Origin of the sequence: Gracilibacillus timonensis, assembly GCF_900086715.1 — a bacterium.
GTDB classification, from domain to species: Bacteria; Bacillota; Bacilli; order Bacillales; family Amphibacillaceae; genus Gracilibacillus; species Gracilibacillus timonensis.
Genome location: NZ_FLKH01000011.1, coordinates 551,361 through 570,698, shown reverse-complemented (window position 1 = coordinate 570,698; position 19,338 = coordinate 551,361). Strand labels below are relative to the sequence as shown.

Below are 19,338 nucleotides of genomic sequence, written 5' to 3'. Positions count from 1 at the left end.
AAGGGCTAATGATCGCTGTTTGACATTTTCCAAAAACCATTAGGAAAAGCTATTCATTCAATTAGTCCTGAACATATAGACATCCATGCGCCATTTCAAATAAAAAATAGATTAATAGGCTTAATTATCTTCGCAATATCAGAAATTTACTACATAAATAAGCAAATAAAATCCCATCCTTCAGCCTATTGCTAAATATGGCATCTTTATTTATTGTTATTGATATGTTTGTATGAAAATCATACTACTTAAACTTCAATAGAGAGGGAGATCACACATGAACAAATGGTTAATGTTTTGTCTAACATTATTGCTTAGTGTTGCGTTAGTTGCTTGTGGTTCTGACGACGCAGATAGCGATGCGGATACCGGTAGTGATAATGAGACAACAGAAGACGCGGCGAATAACGAAGAGGATGCAGATGGTGACACAGACGAAGCAGCTGATGATACTACTACAGAAGAGGAGCCTGCAACAGACGAGGAACCGGCGGCTGATGCTAATGAAGAGCCTGCTTCTTCTGAATTAGATATTGATCCGAATGGGCAAAATGAGGTAACAATTGAAATGGAGCAAGGTGGCGCTGTATCTACTGTTACTTATTTAGCAGATGGTGACATGGTAACCGAACAAACCGCATATAACGAAACACCTTATAGTGCGTTGGGTGTAGCGGACAAAGAAGAAGCAGAAGCGGCATTACAAGCTGATGTAGAAGCTTATCAGTCAACAGAAGGTGTGACTCACGAAATTGAGTACCAAGACGATAAGCTTATTGAAGAGGTAACCGTTGATTATCAAGCCGTTGATTTCGAACAGCTTGCTCAATTGACTGGTTCAAGCTTTGAAGGAAATGTAGAAAATGGTATCAGCCTGCAGAGATCCGTTGAAATGCTGCTAAATCAAGGATACCAACTTGTTGAATAAGCAGATAGTAAGCTAATGTTTAGACCAGTAAAATGTATCCAAAAGAGATATTGCGTAACTGCAGTATCTCTTTTTTTACTCCTATTTTTTTCTCAATTGCCATCTGATCAATGCCTCCAGCCATCGCCAAGGAAGCAAGCCTGTCAGTATAACAGCTAACATGGAACCTCTGCCCATGGCATAACGCAGCCGAGGTTTACGTTTTGCGGAGATGTTAACGATTTTTTTTGCTACATCGATTGGCTGTCCCGCCTGTTTGGTTAACAGCTTTCCGACCGATAATACTTGTTTCATTGGATGTTGATAAGGAGAATCGGTGGGGCTCGTATTCTCGATATGGGTAAAACCTTTCGTCCAGATATCCGTCTGATAGGCGCCAGGTTCAATCAAAATGACATCCACACCATAGTTGGCCAGCTCCAGCCGCAATGATTCACTAAAGCCTTCCAAGGCGAATTTGGAGGAGGAATAAGGCCCATAACCCGGAAAGGCAATCCGCTCGCCTACACTGCTCATATTAATAATCTTACCGCTTTGTTGCTGTCGCATTAATGGTAGAATCGCCTGTGTCAAAAACACTACACCGAAAAAATTCGTTTCCATACTCAGCCGCCAATCTTCTTCACGGATTTCTTCATTAAAACCACCAATCGATACCCCTGCATTATTGACAAGTACATCAAGGCGCTGGTATGTTTCTGTCAGTTTTTCGGCGATTTCGATGATTTGCGTTCGTTTCGTTACATCTAAGGACCAGACTTGGATGCGCTCCCTTACTTGCTGTTCCTCGGCTAAAGTTAGTAAGGGCTCCTGCTTACGGGTATCGCGCATCGTAGCGATCACGAGATAACCCGATTTTGCTAATTCCACTACGGTCAGCAGACCAAAACCGCTCGAAGCTCCGGTTACCATGGCTACAGATCTCTGCATTAACCTCCTCCTTCCTTTGTCTCATATTAACATATTTCGTTACGGCTACGCTTATAAATGCGTGAGCAGTGCGACTGGATTTTTGGAAGAGTTTTATTAGAAAAAACAGGACCCCCTCTCTACGAAGAAGCCCTGCTTGCTGTCTATTCATGAACGAGATGATGCTCGGCCGCCACTTTATCTTTTTTACCATGCAATAAAAAGTAAAGACCTGCCGCCACGATAACTACCAATCCTAATATCGTATAAAGTGTACTATAGCCGGTAATTGGTACAATCAGACCTAACAAATAAGGTCCGAAGCCAAGCCCGCCATCTAGAAAAATAAAGAAGGTAGAGGTTGCCAATCCCATGCGGTGCGGTGGGGTTAACTTCACTGCAATCGCCTGCGTGCATGATTGGATGTTACCAAATCCTAAACCAATCAACACCCCTGCCAATAATAAAACAAAGCCATGCTGAACGGCGCCTAACAACAACATCCCTACCATAAATAATAGGAATGCTGGGTACATCACGTAATTAGCTCCTCTGGCATCCATTAAGCGTCCGGTAAATGGACGGGATACGAGCACCGCTACCGAATATACCAAAAAGAAGAAGCTGGCGACACTTACTAAGTTCAGTTCGATCGCATAAAAATTAATATACGATAGCACACTAGAATAACACAAGGCCGCCACTAGTGTAATAATAGCAATCGGTATCGCCCTTGGTTCAACAAAATGTGAGATATGAAACCCTTTTTTCTCGATTGCTTCTTCTCCGGCGGGCAATGGAGCGAGTTTGACCGCAAATGCGGTTAGCAAGCTTAACACACCAAGCGCCAGACAAACAGTAAAAATCGTATTCATGCCAGTATGCTGACTGAGATATAATCCAACAAATGGACCAATCGCCGTTGCCAAGGTGGCGCTCATACTATAATAGCCAATCCCTTCCCCTTTTCTAGAGGTTGGAATTACTTGTGCAACGATCGTTCCTGTTGCCGTGCTAGCCACGCCGTATGCCAGACCATGCAAGAGACGATTGACATAGAGAAATGCCAAGCCAATATTTAAGAAATAAAGCGACGTTGCCAGGATAAAGGCAACCACTCCAATAAATAAAGTACGTTTACGGCCAATCGAATCAATGCTGCGCCCTGTAAACAAACGACCAATTAATGCGCCCACAATAAATAAGCCCACAACCAGCCCCGACTGACTCGGCGTCGCTCCGAACTCCTCTACCGCAAACATGCCAATAATAACGACTAATAAATAAAATACCAATGTTAGAAAAAAGTTAATCGTTGATACGATTAAAAAATCCTTTGTCCATAATTTTGCTTTACTCACGTACGTTCCCTTCTTTGCTGATCATATTGTTTTGAATCTTGTTCAATGCTTGAAAAATGTTTTTTATCTCTTGCTCGGTACATCCTTCTAATATTTGATGTTCCAGTTTGGTTATCTTCTCCCGGCATTCCTGGTAAATAGCGGCACCATGGTCGGTTAACTGGATCACCTTTTCCCGGCGATTCTCACTGGGGATGACTTGAATAAGATTTAACTCTTCCAAGCGATGAACCCTACGCGTAATCGACGGTTTTTCCACATGATAATGAGAAGAAATCTCCACCAATGTCGAATGCCCCTCTCGTTGGACATAAAAAATCACTTGCCACAAGGAGTAAGAGAGGTGATACTCTGCTAATAATTCATTTAATTGTGTCACCATCGGACGATAAACCTGCATAAACGAGCGAAAGAACCCTTCCATGTTTTGTTCACCTTCTTTGGTTATCTTGGTTAACTGTTACTTTAGGTAACTATACACGTTTTTTTCAGTTTTGTCAATGTTGTGGGGTGGGGGGTGATGGGGTGGGCTTGCTATTGGAGGGGATGACGATCCTTTTTTCAGATTTCCCTTGATTTTTGGCCGTTATTTTTGTGATGACAACCTTTTTTGCGGGTTTCGCTCGGATTTTGGTCGTCATTTTCGGGATGACGACCTTTTTTGCGAGTTTCGCTCGGTTTTTGGTCGTCATTTTCGGGATGACGACCTTTTTTGCTAGTTTCGCTCGGATTTTGGTCGTCATTTTCGGGATGACGACCTTTTTTGCGAGTTTCGCTCGGATTTTGGTCGTCATTTTCGGGATGACGACCTTTTTTGCGAGTTTCGCTCAGATTTTGGTCGTCATTTTTAAGATGACGACCTTTTTTGCTAGTTTCGCTCGGATTTTGGTCGTCATTTTCGGGATGACGACCTTTTTTGCTAGTTTCGCTCGGTTTTTGGTCGTCATTTTCAAGATGACGACCTTTTCTGCGAGTTTCGCTGATTAAGCCCATATAATTGTGTAAAAAGGAAAAGGCCTCGTTCATTTCCTGTTATAATGTTTTTATCCCACTAAAAACTTATAAAGGAGAAATGAACGATGACCCATATCCATTTTAAACTGAATTTTGAAGAATTAAAAGAAAAAGTATTAGGATCGGATTTAGAAGATGTGATGAAATCAGCGTTAGTGATTGTGCTGAATTCGTTCATGGAGAAAGAACGGGATGACTACCTAGAGGCAGCATCTTACGAAAGAACCGAAGGGCGTAAGGACTATCGCAACGGTTACTATGAGCGCGATTATAAAGTACCTGTGGGAACCTTAAAATTACATGTTCCCCGAACGAGGAAAGGGGAATTTTCCCCATCCTTGTTTGAAAAATATACACGCTCCGATCAATCCTTGGTCTTATCGATGCTGGAAATGGTGGTGAACGGGGTATCTACTCGAAAGGTCACCAATATCATGGAAGCGCTCTGTGGAGAAGGGGTGTCTAAATCCATGGTATCGAATATCACCAAGAAATTGGATCCCCTGGTCATGGAATGGGCCAATCGCCCGTTGAATGTGAAGTATTATCCCTATATCTATACCGATGCCATGTATATCAAGGTAAGAGAGCATCATAAAGTGGTCTCTAAAGCGGTGTATATTGCGGTAGGGGTCAACGAAGAAAAGAAACGGGAAATCATCGGGATGACAGTTCAGCATGCCGAGTCGAAGGAAAGCTGGAGCCGTTTCTTGGAAAGTTTACAATCGAGAGGTCTCCAGTCGCCCAAACTGGTTATTTCGGATGCCCATGAAGGGTTAAAACAAGCCATTCAACAACGGTTCATTGGTACGAGTTGGCAGCGTTGCACGGTCCATTTCAAACGGAATCTGTTCGATACCTTGCCGAAAAAAGGGAGAGAGGAGGCCAAGAGATGGATCAAACGTGTATTTAACGCGAGCAGTGTAGAGGAAGCGCGAGCGTTAAAAGATCAGTTTTTGAAGGCGTATGAAGATCAGCCAAGATTTACGAAAGTAGGAGAATTGTTAGAAGAAGGATTTGATGATGCGGTTCAATTTATGAACGAACCCGTTGATTATCACGTGCAGTTACGGACCACCAACAATGTGGAAAGAATCAATGGAGAAGTCCGAAGAAGAGAACGAGTGATTCGCATATTTCCTAACACTCAATCCGCTTTTCGGTTAATTGGGGCCGTCCTCATGGATATCGAAGAACAATTAGACCGAGGCAATCGAATATACTTGAAAGGTACCTAAAAGCCCGCCAGCGTCGGCGCGAAAATGTGTGGAGGAAGGAGGGGGTACCCCCTCCTTCCTCCACACATTCACCATACCCTAACCGGATAAAAACATGTAAATGTATTTTACACAATAATATGGACTTGACTGTTTCGCTCAGATTTTGGTCGTCATTTTCGGGATGACGACCTTTTTTGCGAGTTTCGCTCAGATTTTGGTCGTCATTTTCAAGATGACGACCTTTTTTTCAGGTTTCGCTCGAATTTCGGCCATCATTTCCGTAATAATCATTTGCAAACAGAAAAAAGGAGCGGGGCACATTGTATATCTTGTGCTGGTGCTCCTTGTTAGTTGATTCTTTGTTGGCAAATGTCGGAGAGGGGACAGCCGCTGCATAATGGTTTCGCGCGGCAATGGCGTTTTGCGTGTTCCACTAATAGGGCGTGGAATTCATTATAGGTAGACACATCGTCAGTAAACGATTGCTCCACTTCTTGTTGGAAGAGATCGTAAGCTTTGGGCATATCATAACCCATTCGCTCGAAAATCCGACGGGTGTAGGCGTCGACCACAAACACTGGCTTTTCTAAAGCATAGAGCAAGATCGAATCGGCCGTCTCCCGGCCAATACCATAAACCTCGATTAATTCACTGCGCAATCTGTTTTTCTTCTGCTTTTTTAGCAAATCAATCGAAAAATGGTATGTTTGAAACCAGTCGATGAACGCCTTGATTCGTTTCGCTTTCAGATTATAAAAACCACTGGATTTGATCAACGGCGCCAGCTCTTCTGCGGTCATTTGATCAATCACTTCCGGCGTCATTTTTGGTCGGAAGGTATGTAAGGCCTTTTCTACGTTGAGCCAGTTGGTATTTTGAACGAGAATGGCCCCCATCATCATTTCGAATCGGCTTTCTGCCGGCCACCAATGCTGCGGTCCATAAGCGTCCAATAATCGGTGGTAAATCGGCGGATAAGGGGGTGTCATTTTTCACCTTCTTTACTTGTTTGCGATAAATCCAGAGAAAGCCGTACCATATCTACTACTTGAATGCCATTTTCCATAATCGGTTCATCGTAATGGCGCAAGAAAAAATCTCGGTCAATTGACGTCATTCGAAAACCACATTTTTGATAAAGAGCTAGCTGCTGCACACCTGAATTTCCCGTTCCTATCTCCACCGTATGGTAACCCTGTTGTCGCGCTGTTTCGATGGCGTGCAGGACCAATTTTTTACCTCGGCCTTGTCCTTGATAAGCTGGATCTACCGCCACATTAACAATTTCTACGGTATCGGGGCGGGTAGGCAGCAGGATGTAGACACCTATCGTTTGACGGTTTTCTTCCAGCACATAGCATTCGCCCCGTCTAACGTATTGGTCGACTAAACGCTCAGACGGATCGGCTAACAGCAATAAATGCATGGGTAGGTCTTCTCCATTTTCTATTAATGTGATCATATCATGGAACTCCTTTACCTCTAGTTTAGCGAACTCTTGTTCTTTTGTCAAAGGAAAAGCAGGATGCCTTGTATCAAGCTAACCTGCCTCTCCCTTTAAATATTCTCTTGTCTCAACGTCTCTATCACATTATCATCTTTGATTTTGGAAATAGAGTAAAGCATGGCCGCAGCAACAATCAAAAAGACAGCTAGTATCACAATGCCAATATATAGCCACGGCAAGCGGAAGCCGTAATCGTAAGCATTCTGTGTCTGCATGTGAATCAGGTACATTATTGCCACACTAACCGGCAGCCCGTAGAGCAGCGATTTCACCCCATAGAAAATACTTTCAAAGCGAATCATCTTGCGAAAGGCCTTTGGGGTCATACCAATTGATTTCATCGTGGCAAATTCCCGTTTTCGCAAGGCCACACTGGTGGAAATCGTATTGAAAATATTAGCAATCGAAATTAATGTAATCAATGTGATAAACCCGTAAATAAAGACAGATAACGCCAAGGCCAGCTGTTGATCTTGCTGTTGATACTGATACAGATTCGTAATGTCTACTTCATTTCCACCCTCTAACGATTCGATATCGGTGACCGTCTGCTCAGGATCGTCAGAAGAAAGATAGATTTGCGTTTCAAGATCTCGATCATCTGCTAAGGATTCATCCAGCTGCTCCAATGTGGATTGATCGAATAAAAGGAACAACGTATTGGGTGAAGGGTAAAAATCTCCCATCGGAAATTCATCCGTCAGGCTAATCAGTCCAACATCACCAGCATGATGCACTTCAAATGCTTCGGTATCTTCTTGATATTGCTCGACCTGAAGTGGCAGTTGATCCCCTACTTCCACGTCCAACATGGCGGTCTCTTCATATTTATTGTCGCTATTCATAAAGGTAACGGTATTCACGAGTACTCCTTCTATTTCCCCATCTGCTGGGTTGGGAATATCATGCTCGTTGAGATAATTTTTCCAATCAGATGCTTCCATCCCAATCATCTGAATCATATAGGGATAACCATCTTCACTTATCTCATTGGCCCAGTCTTCTCCCATCGTATCCCCCGCTATCGATTCAGGCAGACGAACCTGCACATAGCGCTGGTTATACATAACGGAATCTGTGACATCATCGATATCCGCCAGATCATCCTTTAGCTGTTGCAGTGTCCCTGTTTCCGTACTTTGGGAACGAATCGAAATATCATAATTTTGCTGGTCGGATTGCAGTTCAAATGACTTCAATAAGGTATTGGTAAAAAAGCCGACCGATAAGAACAGAATGATGCTGATCATTAAGGAAAAGACGGTGATCTGATAACGTTTTTTGTTGCGTTTTAAATTTTTCAAAGCGATATCTGCTTCATAGCCAAATAGCTTTTGCACCAAGCGATTGGTTTTAATCTTTTTCTTAGTCAGTTTCACGTCTTTAGCTTGGCGGATTGCGTCAATTGCTGTTATTCGCGAAGCGCGCAAAGCTGGGATAAAAGCAGAGATCATAATCGTTAGAAACGAAAGCACCACGGCGATGGCCATCGATGGCAGTGTTACTACTAAACGCAGCCCTTCTTCCATGCCGGACGCTTCTAACATGGGGCTGACGTAATGAATCGTAATGCCAATACCTAACAAGCCTGCTGCTATGCCGATCGGAATACTAATTACGGCTATAATCACACCCTCAAACAGAACGGAATTTCTCTTTTGACTTTTGGTGGCGCCAATACTGGAGAGCATTCCTAAATAACGGGACCGCTCAGATACCGAGATGGCAAAGGCATTATAGATGAGCGCGACAGCACCTACCATGACGATGATCATAATCATCGTGATCACCCCCGTCAAAAAGGCGACCATACCGGCATTGAGAGAAACTAAATGGGCATCTAGCAATGGCGTATTAAATCCCGCCGTAAGATCATTTGCGTTCGCTAAAGCCTCCGCATCCTCAAAAATCGACTGCTTAACATTTTTTACTTTGATAGTCGCCGTATCAACCGCAGCTAAGGATTGATCATCCGTATACGATACCAGACTTACACCTGGTGACCAGGGACGATCCCAGAATGGTTCTTTGATTTCTCCGACAATGGTATAGGTCTGTGCTTGTTGATTTCGCAACTCTTCTGCTACTTCATCATCTTCCATTTGCAAGGAATGATCTTGCGTTAGCGACTGGCCGCCATACCTTTCTTCATCCAATGCGTAGCGTTCCCCTAGCTCTAATTCAATCGTATCGCCAATCTGATATTGTCCTTCTAAAGCTTCAGACATCACGACCTCGTTCTCATTAGTAGGAAGCCGTCCGTCCATCACTTTGACCTGCATTTGTTCCATCGCCGCCTCATTCATGGCGCTCACATGAATATACGACTGCATGGCATCCTCGTTTGGTGGCGCATAGCCGATCTCGTTGGTTAGTCCAATGGTATCGGTATTGTCGTCTGACTGAATTGCCTCGAGCTGGTCTTGATCAAGTGGGCCCGCCATACTGTAATGCCAGTCCCCTTGATCAGAAATGACATCACGCTGCTGCATATCGATAAACGACATGCCTAAGGCAGCCACGGCGGTAATCATCGCTACCGAGATAATCACACCAAAAATCGTCACTAGTGTGCGACGTTTATTCTCTTTTAAGTGCCTGATCGTAACTTTATTGACGATATTCATGGCCGAACCACCTCGTCTTTGGCGATTCTGCCATCCTCAATCGAGATCACCCGATCCGCCTGCAGGGCAATACGATCATCGTGGGTGATCACCACTAACGTTTGATTATACGTTTTATTAAATAATTTCAATAGATCAATGATTTCTTTACTGTTTTTACTATCGAGATTACCGGTTGGCTCATCTGCTAAAATAATCGATGGATTGTTAATTAATGCTCGGCCAATCGACACTCGCTGTTGCTGTCCGCCTGATAATTGGTTGGGTAAATAGGATAATCGTTTCTGCAAACCAAGAATATTCACTACCTCATCTAAATGCTTTTGATCCACTTGGTGCGCATCCAATAACACCGGCAGCGTCATATTTTCCTCTACCGTTAAAATCGGAAGCAAATTATAAAATTGATAAATCAAACCAATTTGCCGGCGCCGAAAAATGGCAAGCTGTGTCTCGTTAAGATCGTATATGTCGGTATTCTCGACATATACTTTTCCATCAGAAGGTCGGTCTACCCCGCCTAACAAGTGTAACAACGTGGATTTCCCCGATCCTGATGGTCCGATAATCGCCACAAACTCCCCTTGCTTAATCGAAAAGGATACCTCGTCCAATGCCTTAACTGACGTATCGCCTTTTCCATAGATTTTTGATAAATGTTCAATCTTTAATATGTCCATGACATCGTCCTCCTTCTTTGGTCCGTTACTTTTAGCATACCTATCTAATATGACGCTTCCGTGACCATGAAGGTGACAATTTTGTCATGTAGATTTAAATAATCTGTTTATAAAACTTCACTATGAAGGACGTTCCCTCTCCCAGCCGACTCATCACCTCAATATCGCCCTGTTGACTGGTAATAATCGAATGCGACATCGCCAATCCGATGCCTACACTGCCATTGGCCGCATGACTTCCTTTGTAGAACCGTTTAAAAATATGGGGCAGATCCTCTTTACTGATGCCTTTTCCCGTATCTTGAATAATGATTTCTGTATAAAGGGTGTTTTCTTTAAAATGGATATCGATCTTTCCTGCTGTTGGAGTATGCTCGATCGCATTTTTCAGGAGGTTGATACAGGCCTCTTTGGTCCAGTTTTTATCCCCGGTAAAAGAAGTTTGTTCGTCTCCTTGAATGTTCCAGTGTAATTCCTTCAGTTCCATCGGTATTTCCATGGGCGCTATCACTTCTGCGATCAGGTCTTGCACCTGCACTTTTTCCTTAGCAAACTGCACCGTACCTGCGTCCAGTTTGGATAATGTTAACAGAGAAGACACCAGCCATTCCATCCGCTCCAGCTGTTTTTGCAAATGGCGAGTGAATTCTTGTCGTTTCGGATCAGGCAGTGTGGCATCACTTAATAAATCTGCCATCACCGTCATAGATGTTAATGGGGTCTTCAATTGATGGGAAATGTCTGAAATGGCGTCTGTCAACTGGTCTTTATCCTCTTGCAACATCTCTTGCTGCTCCGAAAGCATACGTGTCATTTTATATAGTTCATTTTTGACAATACTAAGATCGCCTTCTCTATTATCACGCACATCCAGGGATGTATCTCCTGCCATAATGCGGCGCAGGTATTGGGTCAGCTGTTGCAGCCTGTGGTAACGCCAAAACAGCAGCAACAAATAACTGACGGCTAGCAGTATTCCCGTGCCCGCTACCAGCATTGCTGTTGCCGGAGAGATACGCCAGCCTATCAAGATCCCGATAACGACAATCAACACCGAAGTCACGATAAATAAATAGATTTCCTTATTCCTAAGCATGATTGCCAGCCATCCTGTAGCCTAATCCCCGTACCGTCTCAATGATGTCAGGCTGTTGCGGGTTGTCTTCGATCTTCTGACGGAGGCGTTTAATATACACCGTCAACGTATTATCATTCACAAAATCACCCGCTACGTCCCAGATCATTTCCAGCAGCTGTTCCCGAGAAAGAACCTGTCCGCGGTGATTGATAAATATCATCAACAAACGATATTCCAGGGCGGTCAAGGCAAGCTCTTCTTGCTGTTTATATACTTTACCTGCTAATGGGTGCACCGTTATCGAGCCAATGGTGATTTCATCACTCGCATGAGGCTTATCCTTTTGATAACGCCTTAATACCGTCTTAATCCGGGCGCTCAATTCACGGATACGAAACGGCTTGGTAATATAGTCATCCGCTCCCATTTCCAGTCCCATGACCACATTCCCCTCGTCATCAACGACGGTTAGGAAAATAACCGGCAGATCGGCCTCCTTTTTGACACGACGACATAGATCATAGCCGCTGCCGTCTGGTAGGGATAAATCAAATAAACATAAGGCAATCGAATCCAGTTGTTGCTCGATTTGTTGGTTTGCTTCTTGTACACTATGACATAAGATCACTTGATAGCCTTCTTGGATTAAGGAATACTCTAATCCAGAGGCGATGGTATGATCATCTTCTACGATTAATAATTGCATGGAAAGAACCTCCACCTTTTTTTCGTGTGAATCATCTATTGCTATTATACAGACAGGTAGAAGCTAGATACAAATGGAAAATGGATACAGATTTTTTACTGTAACATTTTTGTATTCGTATCGTCTAATAGGTAAATCAATGTCAGAGTATGGAGGAGGTTAACGGATGGATAAAGAATTGATTTCGGACTGGTTTGATCATTATGCCGATGATGTGTATCGTTTTTTGATTTATTATATGTCAACGCCCGATGTAGAAGACCTCGTCCAGGAAGTATTTATGAGAGCAATCGACCGCTATCCATCTTTTAAAGGAGATTCCAGCCCAAAGACTTGGCTTATCTCCATTGCACGAAATTTAGCCATTGATGAGGCACGCCGCAAAAAACGCAAAGACTGGCGCAAGCTGATCAAGACCTATGAACATCAAACAGAGATATCCCCAGAGGATCTCCAAATCACCGAAGAAAGAAAACTGGACTTACATCAAGCCATTGAAAAATTGAAAGATGATTATCGTTCTGTTGTGATTTTACGAGGGATTGAAGAACTATCCGTTACGGAAACGGCACAGGCACTGACGTGGACGGAAGCCAAAGTGCGGGTCACCTTTCACAGGGCACTAAAGGCCTTGAAGACACAAGTAAAGGGGGGTTATTATGAGTCGCCATGAAGATGATTTGATAAAGGAGTTAAAGGCATTGAAAACGAATCGTTCATTGGATACCCAGAAAAAAGATGGCATGAGAATGGCGTTACAGGAACATGCGGCAAAAAAGCAAAAGCAGCAAAGGCGCAAAGTCAAGGTCAAACAAACTTTTATGCGATTTTCGACGGCGGCTGCTATTCTGATTTTTGGTGTATTTGTATACTATTTTGTCAGTATTGATCAACTCCCCATGCCGAGTAATGACCAGGAATCAAGCAGGGAAAATGAAATGCACCAAGAAGACTTGACTATGCCAGAAGAGGAAGAGACTACGGACGAAAATGAGGCTGCTTTTTCGATAGAGGAACAAGGAACGGAGATTGGTACTATTATGTTAGAAGATTCCGAGCAAGAAGAAACCCTGTATAATTATACGATTGAGCCATATGGTATTGATTTTCAAATGAGGGAGTTTTTGGCGAACTATACTGTGGAGGGTGAGGAAGTACACTTTTCCAACGATGTAAACTATGACTCAATAGATATACGTTTATGGGTCGCTGAATCTACTACCATCGAGGATATGATACCAGAAGTGCAGCAAAGGTTTGGCGAGGTGTTTGATAATGCCGAAGAGCCTGAGGCAACAACCGATGATAATCCTTATGAGGGCGTAACACAGTCTATTTCGGATCCACCCCAAGGTTATTACTTGTATCAAATCGATGATAATGTGCTTGTGATTCAATACGAATATGGTATTGCAGCAGCAGACGGCATGGCAGCAGCTTGGGAAGTATTGTTAAATTCGATTGAATAATGTTTGATTAATGCCTGTTTCCTTGTTTGGGAACGGGCATTTCTCTTCATTATACAAAAAACGAAATAATCGATACAATGGCACTAGAGGTGATATAGATGACAGAACCAACATGGCTGACATGGGCAAAAGAGCTTCAGGCATTAGCACAATCAGGACTGGCCTACTGCCAAGATGATTATGACATTGAACGATTTAAACGAATTCGAGCAATCAGTGTGGAGATGCTCTCGCAGCATACCGCTGACTTGGATCAAACAACGATCCACGATTTATTCGCTAGTGAAACGGGGTATGTCACACCTAAAGTCGATGTACGAGCGATTGTTTTCCAAGATGATCAGTTGTTGATGGTGCAAGAAAAGGCAGACGGGAACTGGGCTTTGCCAGGAGGCTGGGGCGACATTGGGCTTACTCCGGCAGAAGTGGCAGTAAAAGAGGTAGAAGAAGAATCGGGATTAGAAGTGAAGGCGACGAGGTTGTTAGGAGTTATCGATAAAAAATGCCACCCCCACCCGCCTTCTGCGTTTCACACCTACAAGATACTCATTCAATGTGACGTGGTTGGGGGCGAAACCAAACAAGGATTAGAAACCAGCGATGTCGGCTTTTTCGCGGAAGAACAGCTGCCGCCTTTGTCGGTTGGGCGTAATACGGAATCGCAATTACGGATGATATTTGACTATTGGCGAGATCCTGAACGCCCGGCTTATTTTGATTAGGTGGTGGGGTGGGCGCTCTCTAGTTTGCGAGATTTTCTCTTATGGACTGTAGAACAAGATTGGTGCTCTTCAGTCCGCGAGATTCGTTCTTATGGACTGTAGAACGGGATTGGCGCTCTTCAGTCCGCGAGATTCGTTCTTATGGACTGTAGAACGGGATTGGCGCTCTTCAGTCCGCGAGATTCGTTCTTATGGATGTAGAACGGGATTGGCGCTCTTCAGTCCGCGAGATTCGTTCTTATGGACTGTAGAACGGGATTGGCGCTCTTCAGTCCGCGAGATTCGTTCTTATGGACTGTAGAACGAGATTCGCGCTCTTCAGTCCGCGAGATTCTTACGGACAACATTTCGCGATTCATCGATTTTTTGTCTGTTAGATTCGTTCTTACGGACAACATTTTGTGATTCATCGATTTTTTGTCTGTTAGATTCGTTCTTACGGACAACATTTCGCGATCACGGAATTTTTTGTCTGTTAGATTCATTCTTACGGACAACATTTTACGATTTATCGATTTTTTGTCTGTTAGATTCATTCTTACGGACAACATTTTACGATTTACCGATTTTTTGTCTGTTAGATTCGTTCTTACGGACAACATTCTGCGATCACGGAATTTTTTGTCTGTTAGATTCATTCTTACGGACAACATTTTACGATTCATCGATTTTTTGTCTGTTAGATTCATTCTTACGGACAACATTTTACGATTTACCGATTTTTTGTCTGTTAGATTCATTCTTACGGACAACATTTTGCGATTCATCGATTTTTTGTCTGTTAGATTCATTCTTACGGACAACATTTTACGATTCACCGATTTTTTGTCTGTTAGATTCGTTCTCACGGACAACATTCTGCGATCACGGAATTTTTTGTCCGTAAGATCTCTGCTTGCACTCGCTAATGACTAGCTGCCTCCCCACTACGACGCACTTTCGACAGCACAAACACCGCCAGCACCAGCAATACAATCGTTAAAACAACCGTGAACGCACTGCCAGTCACACCGGCCACGATAAAACCGATAAAGGCGATCACTCCGTTCACCAGCGCATACGAGATTTGTGTCTTGACGTGGTCGATATGATCCGCCCCTGCACCAGTGGAAGATAGGATCGTTGTATCGGAAATGGGGGAACAGTGATCACCAAAGATTCCGCCAGATAACACCGCAGCAATACATACCAACAACGGGGCGTCTAAGGAAACGGCCATCGGGATTGCCAGTGGCAACATAATAGCAAAGGTACCCCATGAGGAGCCGGAAGCTATCGAAACAATGGCCCCAACGACAAAGAGAATCGCCGGGATAATAAAGGCCGGCACCCTGCCTTGCATCACTTCGACGATATAATTAGCCGTTCCCATTTCACCAATCACCGTACCGAGCGCCCACGCCAACACAAGCGTCACGCTCACATAGGCCATTTTCTGCATACCAGATGTATAGATTTCAAATATTTCCGCAAACTTTTTCAGCCGATAGCTGATTAACAAAATAATAATCGACAGAGCCGCAAACAAATAAGCTGTTGTCAATGCGATACGAAAATCATTACCATCGACCGGTTCAAAAGGAAAGCCATGGGTTAACAATAAGCCAAATAAAGTAATAAATAAGACTAACAAAGGCAGCCAGACCAAAATTGCTCGGCTCTCTGTTGTCGTTGCCTCTGATTGTTGTTCTGTTCTCCTTAAGGGCTTTGCATCCTTCCAATATAATTGACCGGTTTCCCTTACCCTTCTTTCCGCCTTCGCCATTGGCCCAAAATCCAATCTCGACAGTGCAACGAAAGGCACCATCAAAATCGCTAAAATCGGATAGAATTGAAAAGGAATCACTTGAATCAGGGTATCAAACTCTGAGGCCTGAATATTTAATGTATCAAATTCACTCTTGATCAAACCCATGATATATACACCCCAGCCAATAAACGGAATCAAGACCGCCACCGGTGAGGAGGTTGAATCAATCACCCACGCCAGTTTTTCGCGCGATAACTTAGCCTTATCAAAAATTTTTTCAAATACAGGACCAACAATTAATGGTGTTCCTATGTCCGAGAAGAAAATGATAATACCGCCAAACCATGCCGATAACTGTGCTTTGACCCGCGTATTAATAAACCGAGCTGTGCGATTAGCCAAGGCAGCACCGCCTCCCGATTTTTCCATTAATGCGACAAAACCTCCAATAAAAAATAACAGCACAAGTACGGCGGCATTATAACTGTCCGCTACTTGCGGGAAAAGAAAACTCCCAATTGTTTCTGTCGTTGCCGTTAAAGGGTTTCCCCCCACCATAATCAACACGCCTGCATACACACCTAGAAACAGGGATATGATGACATTTTTCGTTATAATAGCTAACACTACTGCTAAAATCGGCGGGATAATAGAAAGCCATCCCATATGTTCCATACGATCTCTCCTTCAATCAACTACAATCAAGCTTATTTTATTTAGTATAGGGAAAAACCCCCGCAAATACAAGCCTTTCTTGCTGATTCTATCCATCCCCTTGCATTATCCAAAGAAATCAACTACAATAAATGAGTAAGCACTCACTCATCAAAAAAAGAGGTGGATTGACATGATACAAATTCAGAATATCTCCAAAAATTACGGCAAACAGTCCGTATTACACAATATCTCTGTTCCGATCTATAATCGGCAAATTACTGGATTAATCGGTCCTTCTGGTGCCGGGAAGACCACACTGATTAAATGCTTAATGGGCATGGAGCGGTCGGATTCCGGCTCCATCTCGATGAATAATATCCAAGTGCCTAACCGCAAGCTGTTGAATCGCATCGGCTATATGGCCCAAAGCGACTCCCTTTATCATGATTTGACCGGGCTAGAGAATATTCAATTTTTTGCTAATATGTATGGGAAGAAAATTGCCAAAAGGCGTTTAAGGGAAATGTTAAACCTCGTGCAGCTCGATAAAGAACAGCACAAACTAGTGGAACATTATTCGGGTGGGATGAAACGTCGGCTTTCTCTTGCTATCGCCCTGATCAATCGACCAGAATTTCTCATACTGGATGAACCTACTGTAGGAATTGATCCTGTTCTAAAGCTGGACATTTGGGACCGGCTACACGCATTAAAGGAAGAAAGTACGATCTTGATCACCACCCATATCATGGACGAAGCGATGAAATGTGATCAGCTGTTATTAATGAAAAATAAAGGTATTGCCGCCAGTGGCACACCGCAGGAGATTTTAAGCAAATTTAACGTCGATAATATCGATCAAGTCTTCCTAAGATTGGAGGAAAAAGAATGAAAATATTATCCTTGATCAAACGCATTTGCAAACAAGTTCTTCGTGACAAACGCACCCTGGCCTTATTATTTATTGCACCGATCCTAGTTATTTCGTTACTCAACTATATTTTTCCCGATCCGGATGATGAAATTACGATTGCAACTATCAACGTGGATACGGAGATTATCGATATACTAGAAGAGGAAGATGTCCATGTGAAAGAAGAACAGGATATCGATCCGAAATCCTATTTACAAAACGGCCATGCCAACGGAGTGCTGGAAGAAACGGACGAGGAATGGACATTAACCATTCTCAATGATAATCCAATCGATGAAGGTCCAGCGATTCAACAGAGTTCACAGGCTGTCATGGAACGAAATATCACAAATCTGGCTGACAATATCGAAGAATTAGTTAGTAATATGGAGGAAATGACCCAAGCTCTCGAACAAATGCCACCAGAAATTCAGCAAAACATCGATTCGGAGATAACACCGGATACGGAAATCGATACAGACATTGATATGGATGAGGAAGCTTTGACTGTGAACTATATTTACGGTGATGAAGACCAAACGTTTTTTGATATTATTAATCCTGTATTGGTAAGTTTCTTTGTCTTCTTTTTCGTCTTTCTTATTTCAGGAATGGCAATGTTAAAGGAAAGAAGCAGCGGTACGTTGGAAAAGTTATTGTCCACCCCGATTAAGAAATCCGAAATTGTCTTTGGTTATCTATTCGGCTATGGTATTTTTGCTGTGCTTCAGACCGCCGTGATTATCCTCTTTTCCGTCTATATTCTGGATATGGATATCGCTGGATCGCTAGTCAACATGTTTATTATTAATATTTTACTTAGTTTGGTCGCCTTAGGACTTGGCTTACTGCTATCCACCTTTGTCAAAAGTGAATTTCAAATGATGCAGTTTATCCCATTGATTATCATCCCGCAAATCTTTTTCTCCGGGATGTTGAAGGTAGAGACGATGGAGCCTTGGCTGCAGTGGATTGCACCTATCATGCCGTTATATCATGCAGGTAATGCAATGATTGATATTGTGTTAAAAGGGGTGGGGCTAACCGATTTGATCTGGCCTTTATCCTTCTTAGCAGCATTGATTATCTTGTTCACACTGCTTAATATCCTTGGTATGAGAAGATATCGAAAGGTTTAGGTGAGAGAAATGAAATCTATTTTTGAAATGCTGGAAGAAACATTACCTAATATTGATGAGTTATCCGACAAACAACAAGCCGTCGCCAAGTCTGCCCTAAGCCTGTTTAGTGAGAAGGGGTTCCACCAGACATCGACCAAGGATATCGCCCATCATGCACAAGTGTCAGAGGGGACGGTCTATAAACATTTTCAAAACAAAGAGAATTTATTATTCAGTGTGATACTACCTTTATATAAAGAATTTGTTTTTCCAGTTGTCTTACATGAGTTATATCAAGCAGTTCAATCCGAGGAAGCAAAGCCCTTTTATCATTTTTTAGAAAAGGTAGTACGCAATCGCCTTGCCTTTGCTCAGCAAAATAAGGAAGCGATTATTATATTCGCAAGAGAGATTGTCTTTCGCGAAGAGTTTAAAACGATGATTAAGGATTTTATACCGAAACAGGTCGGAAGTGTGTTCCAGCCAGTATTAGCTATGTATATGCAGCGAGGCGAAATAAAAGATATGGCCGCAACGCGAATCATGTATTTTATTTTCACCAATATCTTTAGCACCGCCCTGCCTGCATTATTAGTCAACCGAGACATCACTGAACAGGAAATAAACCAGTTGATCCAATTAATCTATGATGGCTTACGCCCCGATCAGCAGTAAG

Annotated in this window: 20 protein-coding genes; 8 read left to right on the top strand and 12 right to left on the bottom strand. The window is 43.0% G+C overall.

Translation table 11 applies throughout. The features are described 5' to 3' along the window. The first annotated feature begins 277 nt into the window (after positions 1-277). Positions 278-928 (top strand): YehR family lipoprotein, encoded by a 651-nt coding sequence (locus BN6556_RS10075; RefSeq protein ID WP_066190558.1) that lies wholly within the window; start codon positions 278-280, stop codon positions 926-928. An 81-nt stretch (positions 929-1,009) separates the two neighbouring features. Here the strand turns inward: BN6556_RS10075 and BN6556_RS10070 are convergent, their stop codons facing one another. The 4 genes from BN6556_RS10070 to BN6556_RS10055 all read right to left on the bottom strand — a co-directional run bounded on the left by BN6556_RS10070 (position 1,010) and on the right by BN6556_RS10055 (position 4,224). Then, positions 1,010-1,858, bottom strand: coding sequence for an SDR family oxidoreductase (locus BN6556_RS10070; RefSeq protein ID WP_066190556.1), 849 nt, complete (start codon positions 1,856-1,858; stop codon positions 1,010-1,012). A gap of 143 nt (positions 1,859-2,001) precedes the next feature. Then, complete coding sequence (locus BN6556_RS10065) at positions 2,002-3,198, bottom strand: MFS transporter (RefSeq protein WP_066190554.1); 1,197 nt, start codon at positions 3,196-3,198, stop codon at positions 2,002-2,004. Beyond that, positions 3,191-3,622 (bottom strand): MarR family winged helix-turn-helix transcriptional regulator, encoded by a 432-nt coding sequence (locus BN6556_RS10060; RefSeq protein ID WP_066190550.1) that lies wholly within the window; start codon positions 3,620-3,622, stop codon positions 3,191-3,193. The genes BN6556_RS10065 and BN6556_RS10060 overlap by 8 nt, the downstream gene beginning before the upstream one ends. Before the next feature lie 137 nt (positions 3,623-3,759). Then, positions 3,760-4,224, bottom strand: coding sequence for a hypothetical protein (locus tag BN6556_RS10055; protein WP_148436727.1), 465 nt, complete (start codon positions 4,222-4,224; stop codon positions 3,760-3,762). A 53-nt stretch (positions 4,225-4,277) separates the two neighbouring features. On the opposite strand from BN6556_RS10055, the gene BN6556_RS10050 reads away from it, so the two are divergent. After that, complete coding sequence (locus tag BN6556_RS10050) at positions 4,278-5,450, top strand: IS256 family transposase (protein ID WP_066190544.1); 1,173 nt, start codon at positions 4,278-4,280, stop codon at positions 5,448-5,450. A 329-nt stretch (positions 5,451-5,779) separates the two neighbouring features. On the opposite strand, the gene BN6556_RS10045 is transcribed toward BN6556_RS10050, so the two are convergent. The 6 genes from BN6556_RS10045 to BN6556_RS10020 form a co-directional block, all read right to left on the bottom strand. Then, complete coding sequence (locus BN6556_RS10045) at positions 5,780-6,421, bottom strand: endonuclease III domain-containing protein (RefSeq protein ID WP_066190540.1); 642 nt, start codon at positions 6,419-6,421, stop codon at positions 5,780-5,782. Then, positions 6,418-6,894: a GNAT family N-acetyltransferase gene (locus tag BN6556_RS10040; protein ID WP_066190537.1), complete on the bottom strand. Its 477-nt coding sequence runs from the start codon at positions 6,892-6,894 to the stop codon at positions 6,418-6,420. The genes BN6556_RS10045 and BN6556_RS10040 overlap by 4 nt, the downstream gene beginning before the upstream one ends. 95 nt (positions 6,895-6,989) lie before the next feature. Continuing rightward, positions 6,990-9,566, bottom strand: a complete 2,577-nt coding sequence (locus tag BN6556_RS10035; RefSeq protein WP_066190535.1) for an ABC transporter permease — start codon at positions 9,564-9,566, stop codon at positions 6,990-6,992. Beyond that, positions 9,563-10,246, bottom strand: a complete 684-nt coding sequence (locus BN6556_RS10030) for an ABC transporter ATP-binding protein (protein WP_066190533.1) — start codon at positions 10,244-10,246, stop codon at positions 9,563-9,565. Before BN6556_RS10030 ends, BN6556_RS10035 begins: the two co-directional genes overlap by 4 nt. A 94-nt stretch (positions 10,247-10,340) precedes the next feature. Further along, positions 10,341-11,342 (bottom strand): sensor histidine kinase, encoded by a 1,002-nt coding sequence (locus tag BN6556_RS10025; protein WP_066190531.1) that lies wholly within the window; start codon positions 11,340-11,342, stop codon positions 10,341-10,343. Then, entirely contained in the window at positions 11,335-12,030 is a 696-nt protein-coding gene (locus tag BN6556_RS10020) for a response regulator transcription factor (RefSeq protein WP_066190528.1), read from the bottom strand. Before BN6556_RS10020 ends, BN6556_RS10025 begins: the two co-directional genes overlap by 8 nt. A 166-nt stretch (positions 12,031-12,196) precedes the next feature. On the opposite strand from BN6556_RS10020, the gene BN6556_RS10015 reads away from it, so the two are divergent. From BN6556_RS10015 to BN6556_RS10005, 3 genes are all read left to right on the top strand, one after another. Continuing rightward, positions 12,197-12,703 carry an RNA polymerase sigma factor gene (locus BN6556_RS10015; RefSeq protein ID WP_066190523.1) on the top strand — a complete coding sequence of 169 codons (507 nt, stop codon included), beginning with the start codon at positions 12,197-12,199 and terminating at the stop codon, positions 12,701-12,703. Beyond that, positions 12,690-13,499 (top strand): hypothetical protein, encoded by an 810-nt coding sequence (locus BN6556_RS10010; protein ID WP_066190520.1) that lies wholly within the window; start codon positions 12,690-12,692, stop codon positions 13,497-13,499. Before BN6556_RS10015 ends, BN6556_RS10010 begins: the two co-directional genes overlap by 14 nt. Positions 13,500-13,597: 98 nt before the next feature. Further along, positions 13,598-14,221, top strand: coding sequence for an NUDIX hydrolase (locus BN6556_RS10005; protein WP_066190517.1), 624 nt, complete (start codon positions 13,598-13,600; stop codon positions 14,219-14,221). 218 nt (positions 14,222-14,439) lie between these two features. Here the strand turns inward: BN6556_RS10005 and BN6556_RS10000 are convergent, their stop codons facing one another. Both BN6556_RS10000 and BN6556_RS09995 read right to left on the bottom strand, forming a co-directional pair. Then, positions 14,440-15,069: a hypothetical protein gene (locus BN6556_RS10000; protein ID WP_148436725.1), complete on the bottom strand. Its 630-nt coding sequence runs from the start codon at positions 15,067-15,069 to the stop codon at positions 14,440-14,442. A 56-nt stretch (positions 15,070-15,125) separates the two neighbouring features. Next, the gene (locus BN6556_RS09995; RefSeq protein ID WP_066190509.1) at positions 15,126-16,646 is read right to left on the bottom strand and encodes a Na+/H+ antiporter NhaC family protein; all 1,521 of its coding nucleotides are present in this window, start codon (positions 16,644-16,646) and stop codon (positions 15,126-15,128) included. 172 nt (positions 16,647-16,818) lie between these two features. On the opposite strand from BN6556_RS09995, the gene BN6556_RS09990 reads away from it, so the two are divergent. Genes BN6556_RS09990 through BN6556_RS09980 form a run of 3 tightly spaced genes read left to right on the top strand, consistent with a single transcriptional unit; the run spans position 16,819 to position 19,337 of the window. Further along, the gene (locus BN6556_RS09990) at positions 16,819-17,520 is read left to right on the top strand and encodes an ABC transporter ATP-binding protein (protein ID WP_066190506.1); all 702 of its coding nucleotides are present in this window, start codon (positions 16,819-16,821) and stop codon (positions 17,518-17,520) included. Further along, positions 17,517-18,680, top strand: coding sequence for an ABC transporter permease (locus BN6556_RS09985; protein ID WP_066190503.1), 1,164 nt, complete (start codon positions 17,517-17,519; stop codon positions 18,678-18,680). The genes BN6556_RS09990 and BN6556_RS09985 overlap by 4 nt, the downstream gene beginning before the upstream one ends. A 9-nt stretch (positions 18,681-18,689) precedes the next feature. Then, positions 18,690-19,337 (top strand): TetR/AcrR family transcriptional regulator, encoded by a 648-nt coding sequence (locus BN6556_RS09980; protein ID WP_066190499.1) that lies wholly within the window; start codon positions 18,690-18,692, stop codon positions 19,335-19,337. Position 19,338 lies beyond the last annotated feature (1 nt).

Excerpts from the sequence above, each read along its gene's own strand:
- BN6556_RS10075 (WP_066190558.1), top strand. The coding sequence starts at position 278 with ATGAACAAATGGTTAATGTTTTGTCTAACATTATTGCTTAGTGTTGCG.
- BN6556_RS10070 (WP_066190556.1), bottom strand. The coding sequence starts at position 1,858 with ATGCAGAGATCTGTAGCCATGGTAACCGGAGCTTCGAGCGGTTTTGGT.
- BN6556_RS10060 (WP_066190550.1), bottom strand. The coding sequence starts at position 3,622 with ATGGAAGGGTTCTTTCGCTCGTTTATGCAGGTTTATCGTCCGATGGTG.
- BN6556_RS10055 (WP_148436727.1), bottom strand. The coding sequence starts at position 4,224 with ATGAACGAGGCCTTTTCCTTTTTACACAATTATATGGGCTTAATCAGC.
- BN6556_RS10050 (WP_066190544.1), top strand. The coding sequence starts at position 4,278 with ATGACCCATATCCATTTTAAACTGAATTTTGAAGAATTAAAAGAAAAA.
- BN6556_RS10045 (WP_066190540.1), bottom strand. The coding sequence starts at position 6,421 with ATGACACCCCCTTATCCGCCGATTTACCACCGATTATTGGACGCTTAT.
- BN6556_RS10040 (WP_066190537.1), bottom strand. The coding sequence starts at position 6,894 with ATGATCACATTAATAGAAAATGGAGAAGACCTACCCATGCATTTATTG.
- BN6556_RS10035 (WP_066190535.1), bottom strand. The coding sequence starts at position 9,566 with ATGAATATCGTCAATAAAGTTACGATCAGGCACTTAAAAGAGAATAAA.
- BN6556_RS10030 (WP_066190533.1), bottom strand. The coding sequence starts at position 10,246 with ATGGACATATTAAAGATTGAACATTTATCAAAAATCTATGGAAAAGGC.
- BN6556_RS10025 (WP_066190531.1), bottom strand. The coding sequence starts at position 11,342 with ATGCTTAGGAATAAGGAAATCTATTTATTTATCGTGACTTCGGTGTTG.
- BN6556_RS10020 (WP_066190528.1), bottom strand. The coding sequence starts at position 12,030 with ATGCAATTATTAATCGTAGAAGATGATCATACCATCGCCTCTGGATTA.
- BN6556_RS10015 (WP_066190523.1), top strand. The coding sequence starts at position 12,197 with ATGGATAAAGAATTGATTTCGGACTGGTTTGATCATTATGCCGATGAT.
- BN6556_RS10010 (WP_066190520.1), top strand. The coding sequence starts at position 12,690 with ATGAGTCGCCATGAAGATGATTTGATAAAGGAGTTAAAGGCATTGAAA.
- BN6556_RS10005 (WP_066190517.1), top strand. The coding sequence starts at position 13,598 with ATGACAGAACCAACATGGCTGACATGGGCAAAAGAGCTTCAGGCATTA.
- BN6556_RS09995 (WP_066190509.1), bottom strand. The coding sequence starts at position 16,646 with ATGGAACATATGGGATGGCTTTCTATTATCCCGCCGATTTTAGCAGTA.
- BN6556_RS09990 (WP_066190506.1), top strand. The coding sequence starts at position 16,819 with ATGATACAAATTCAGAATATCTCCAAAAATTACGGCAAACAGTCCGTA.
- BN6556_RS09985 (WP_066190503.1), top strand. The coding sequence starts at position 17,517 with ATGAAAATATTATCCTTGATCAAACGCATTTGCAAACAAGTTCTTCGT.
- BN6556_RS09980 (WP_066190499.1), top strand. The coding sequence starts at position 18,690 with ATGAAATCTATTTTTGAAATGCTGGAAGAAACATTACCTAATATTGAT.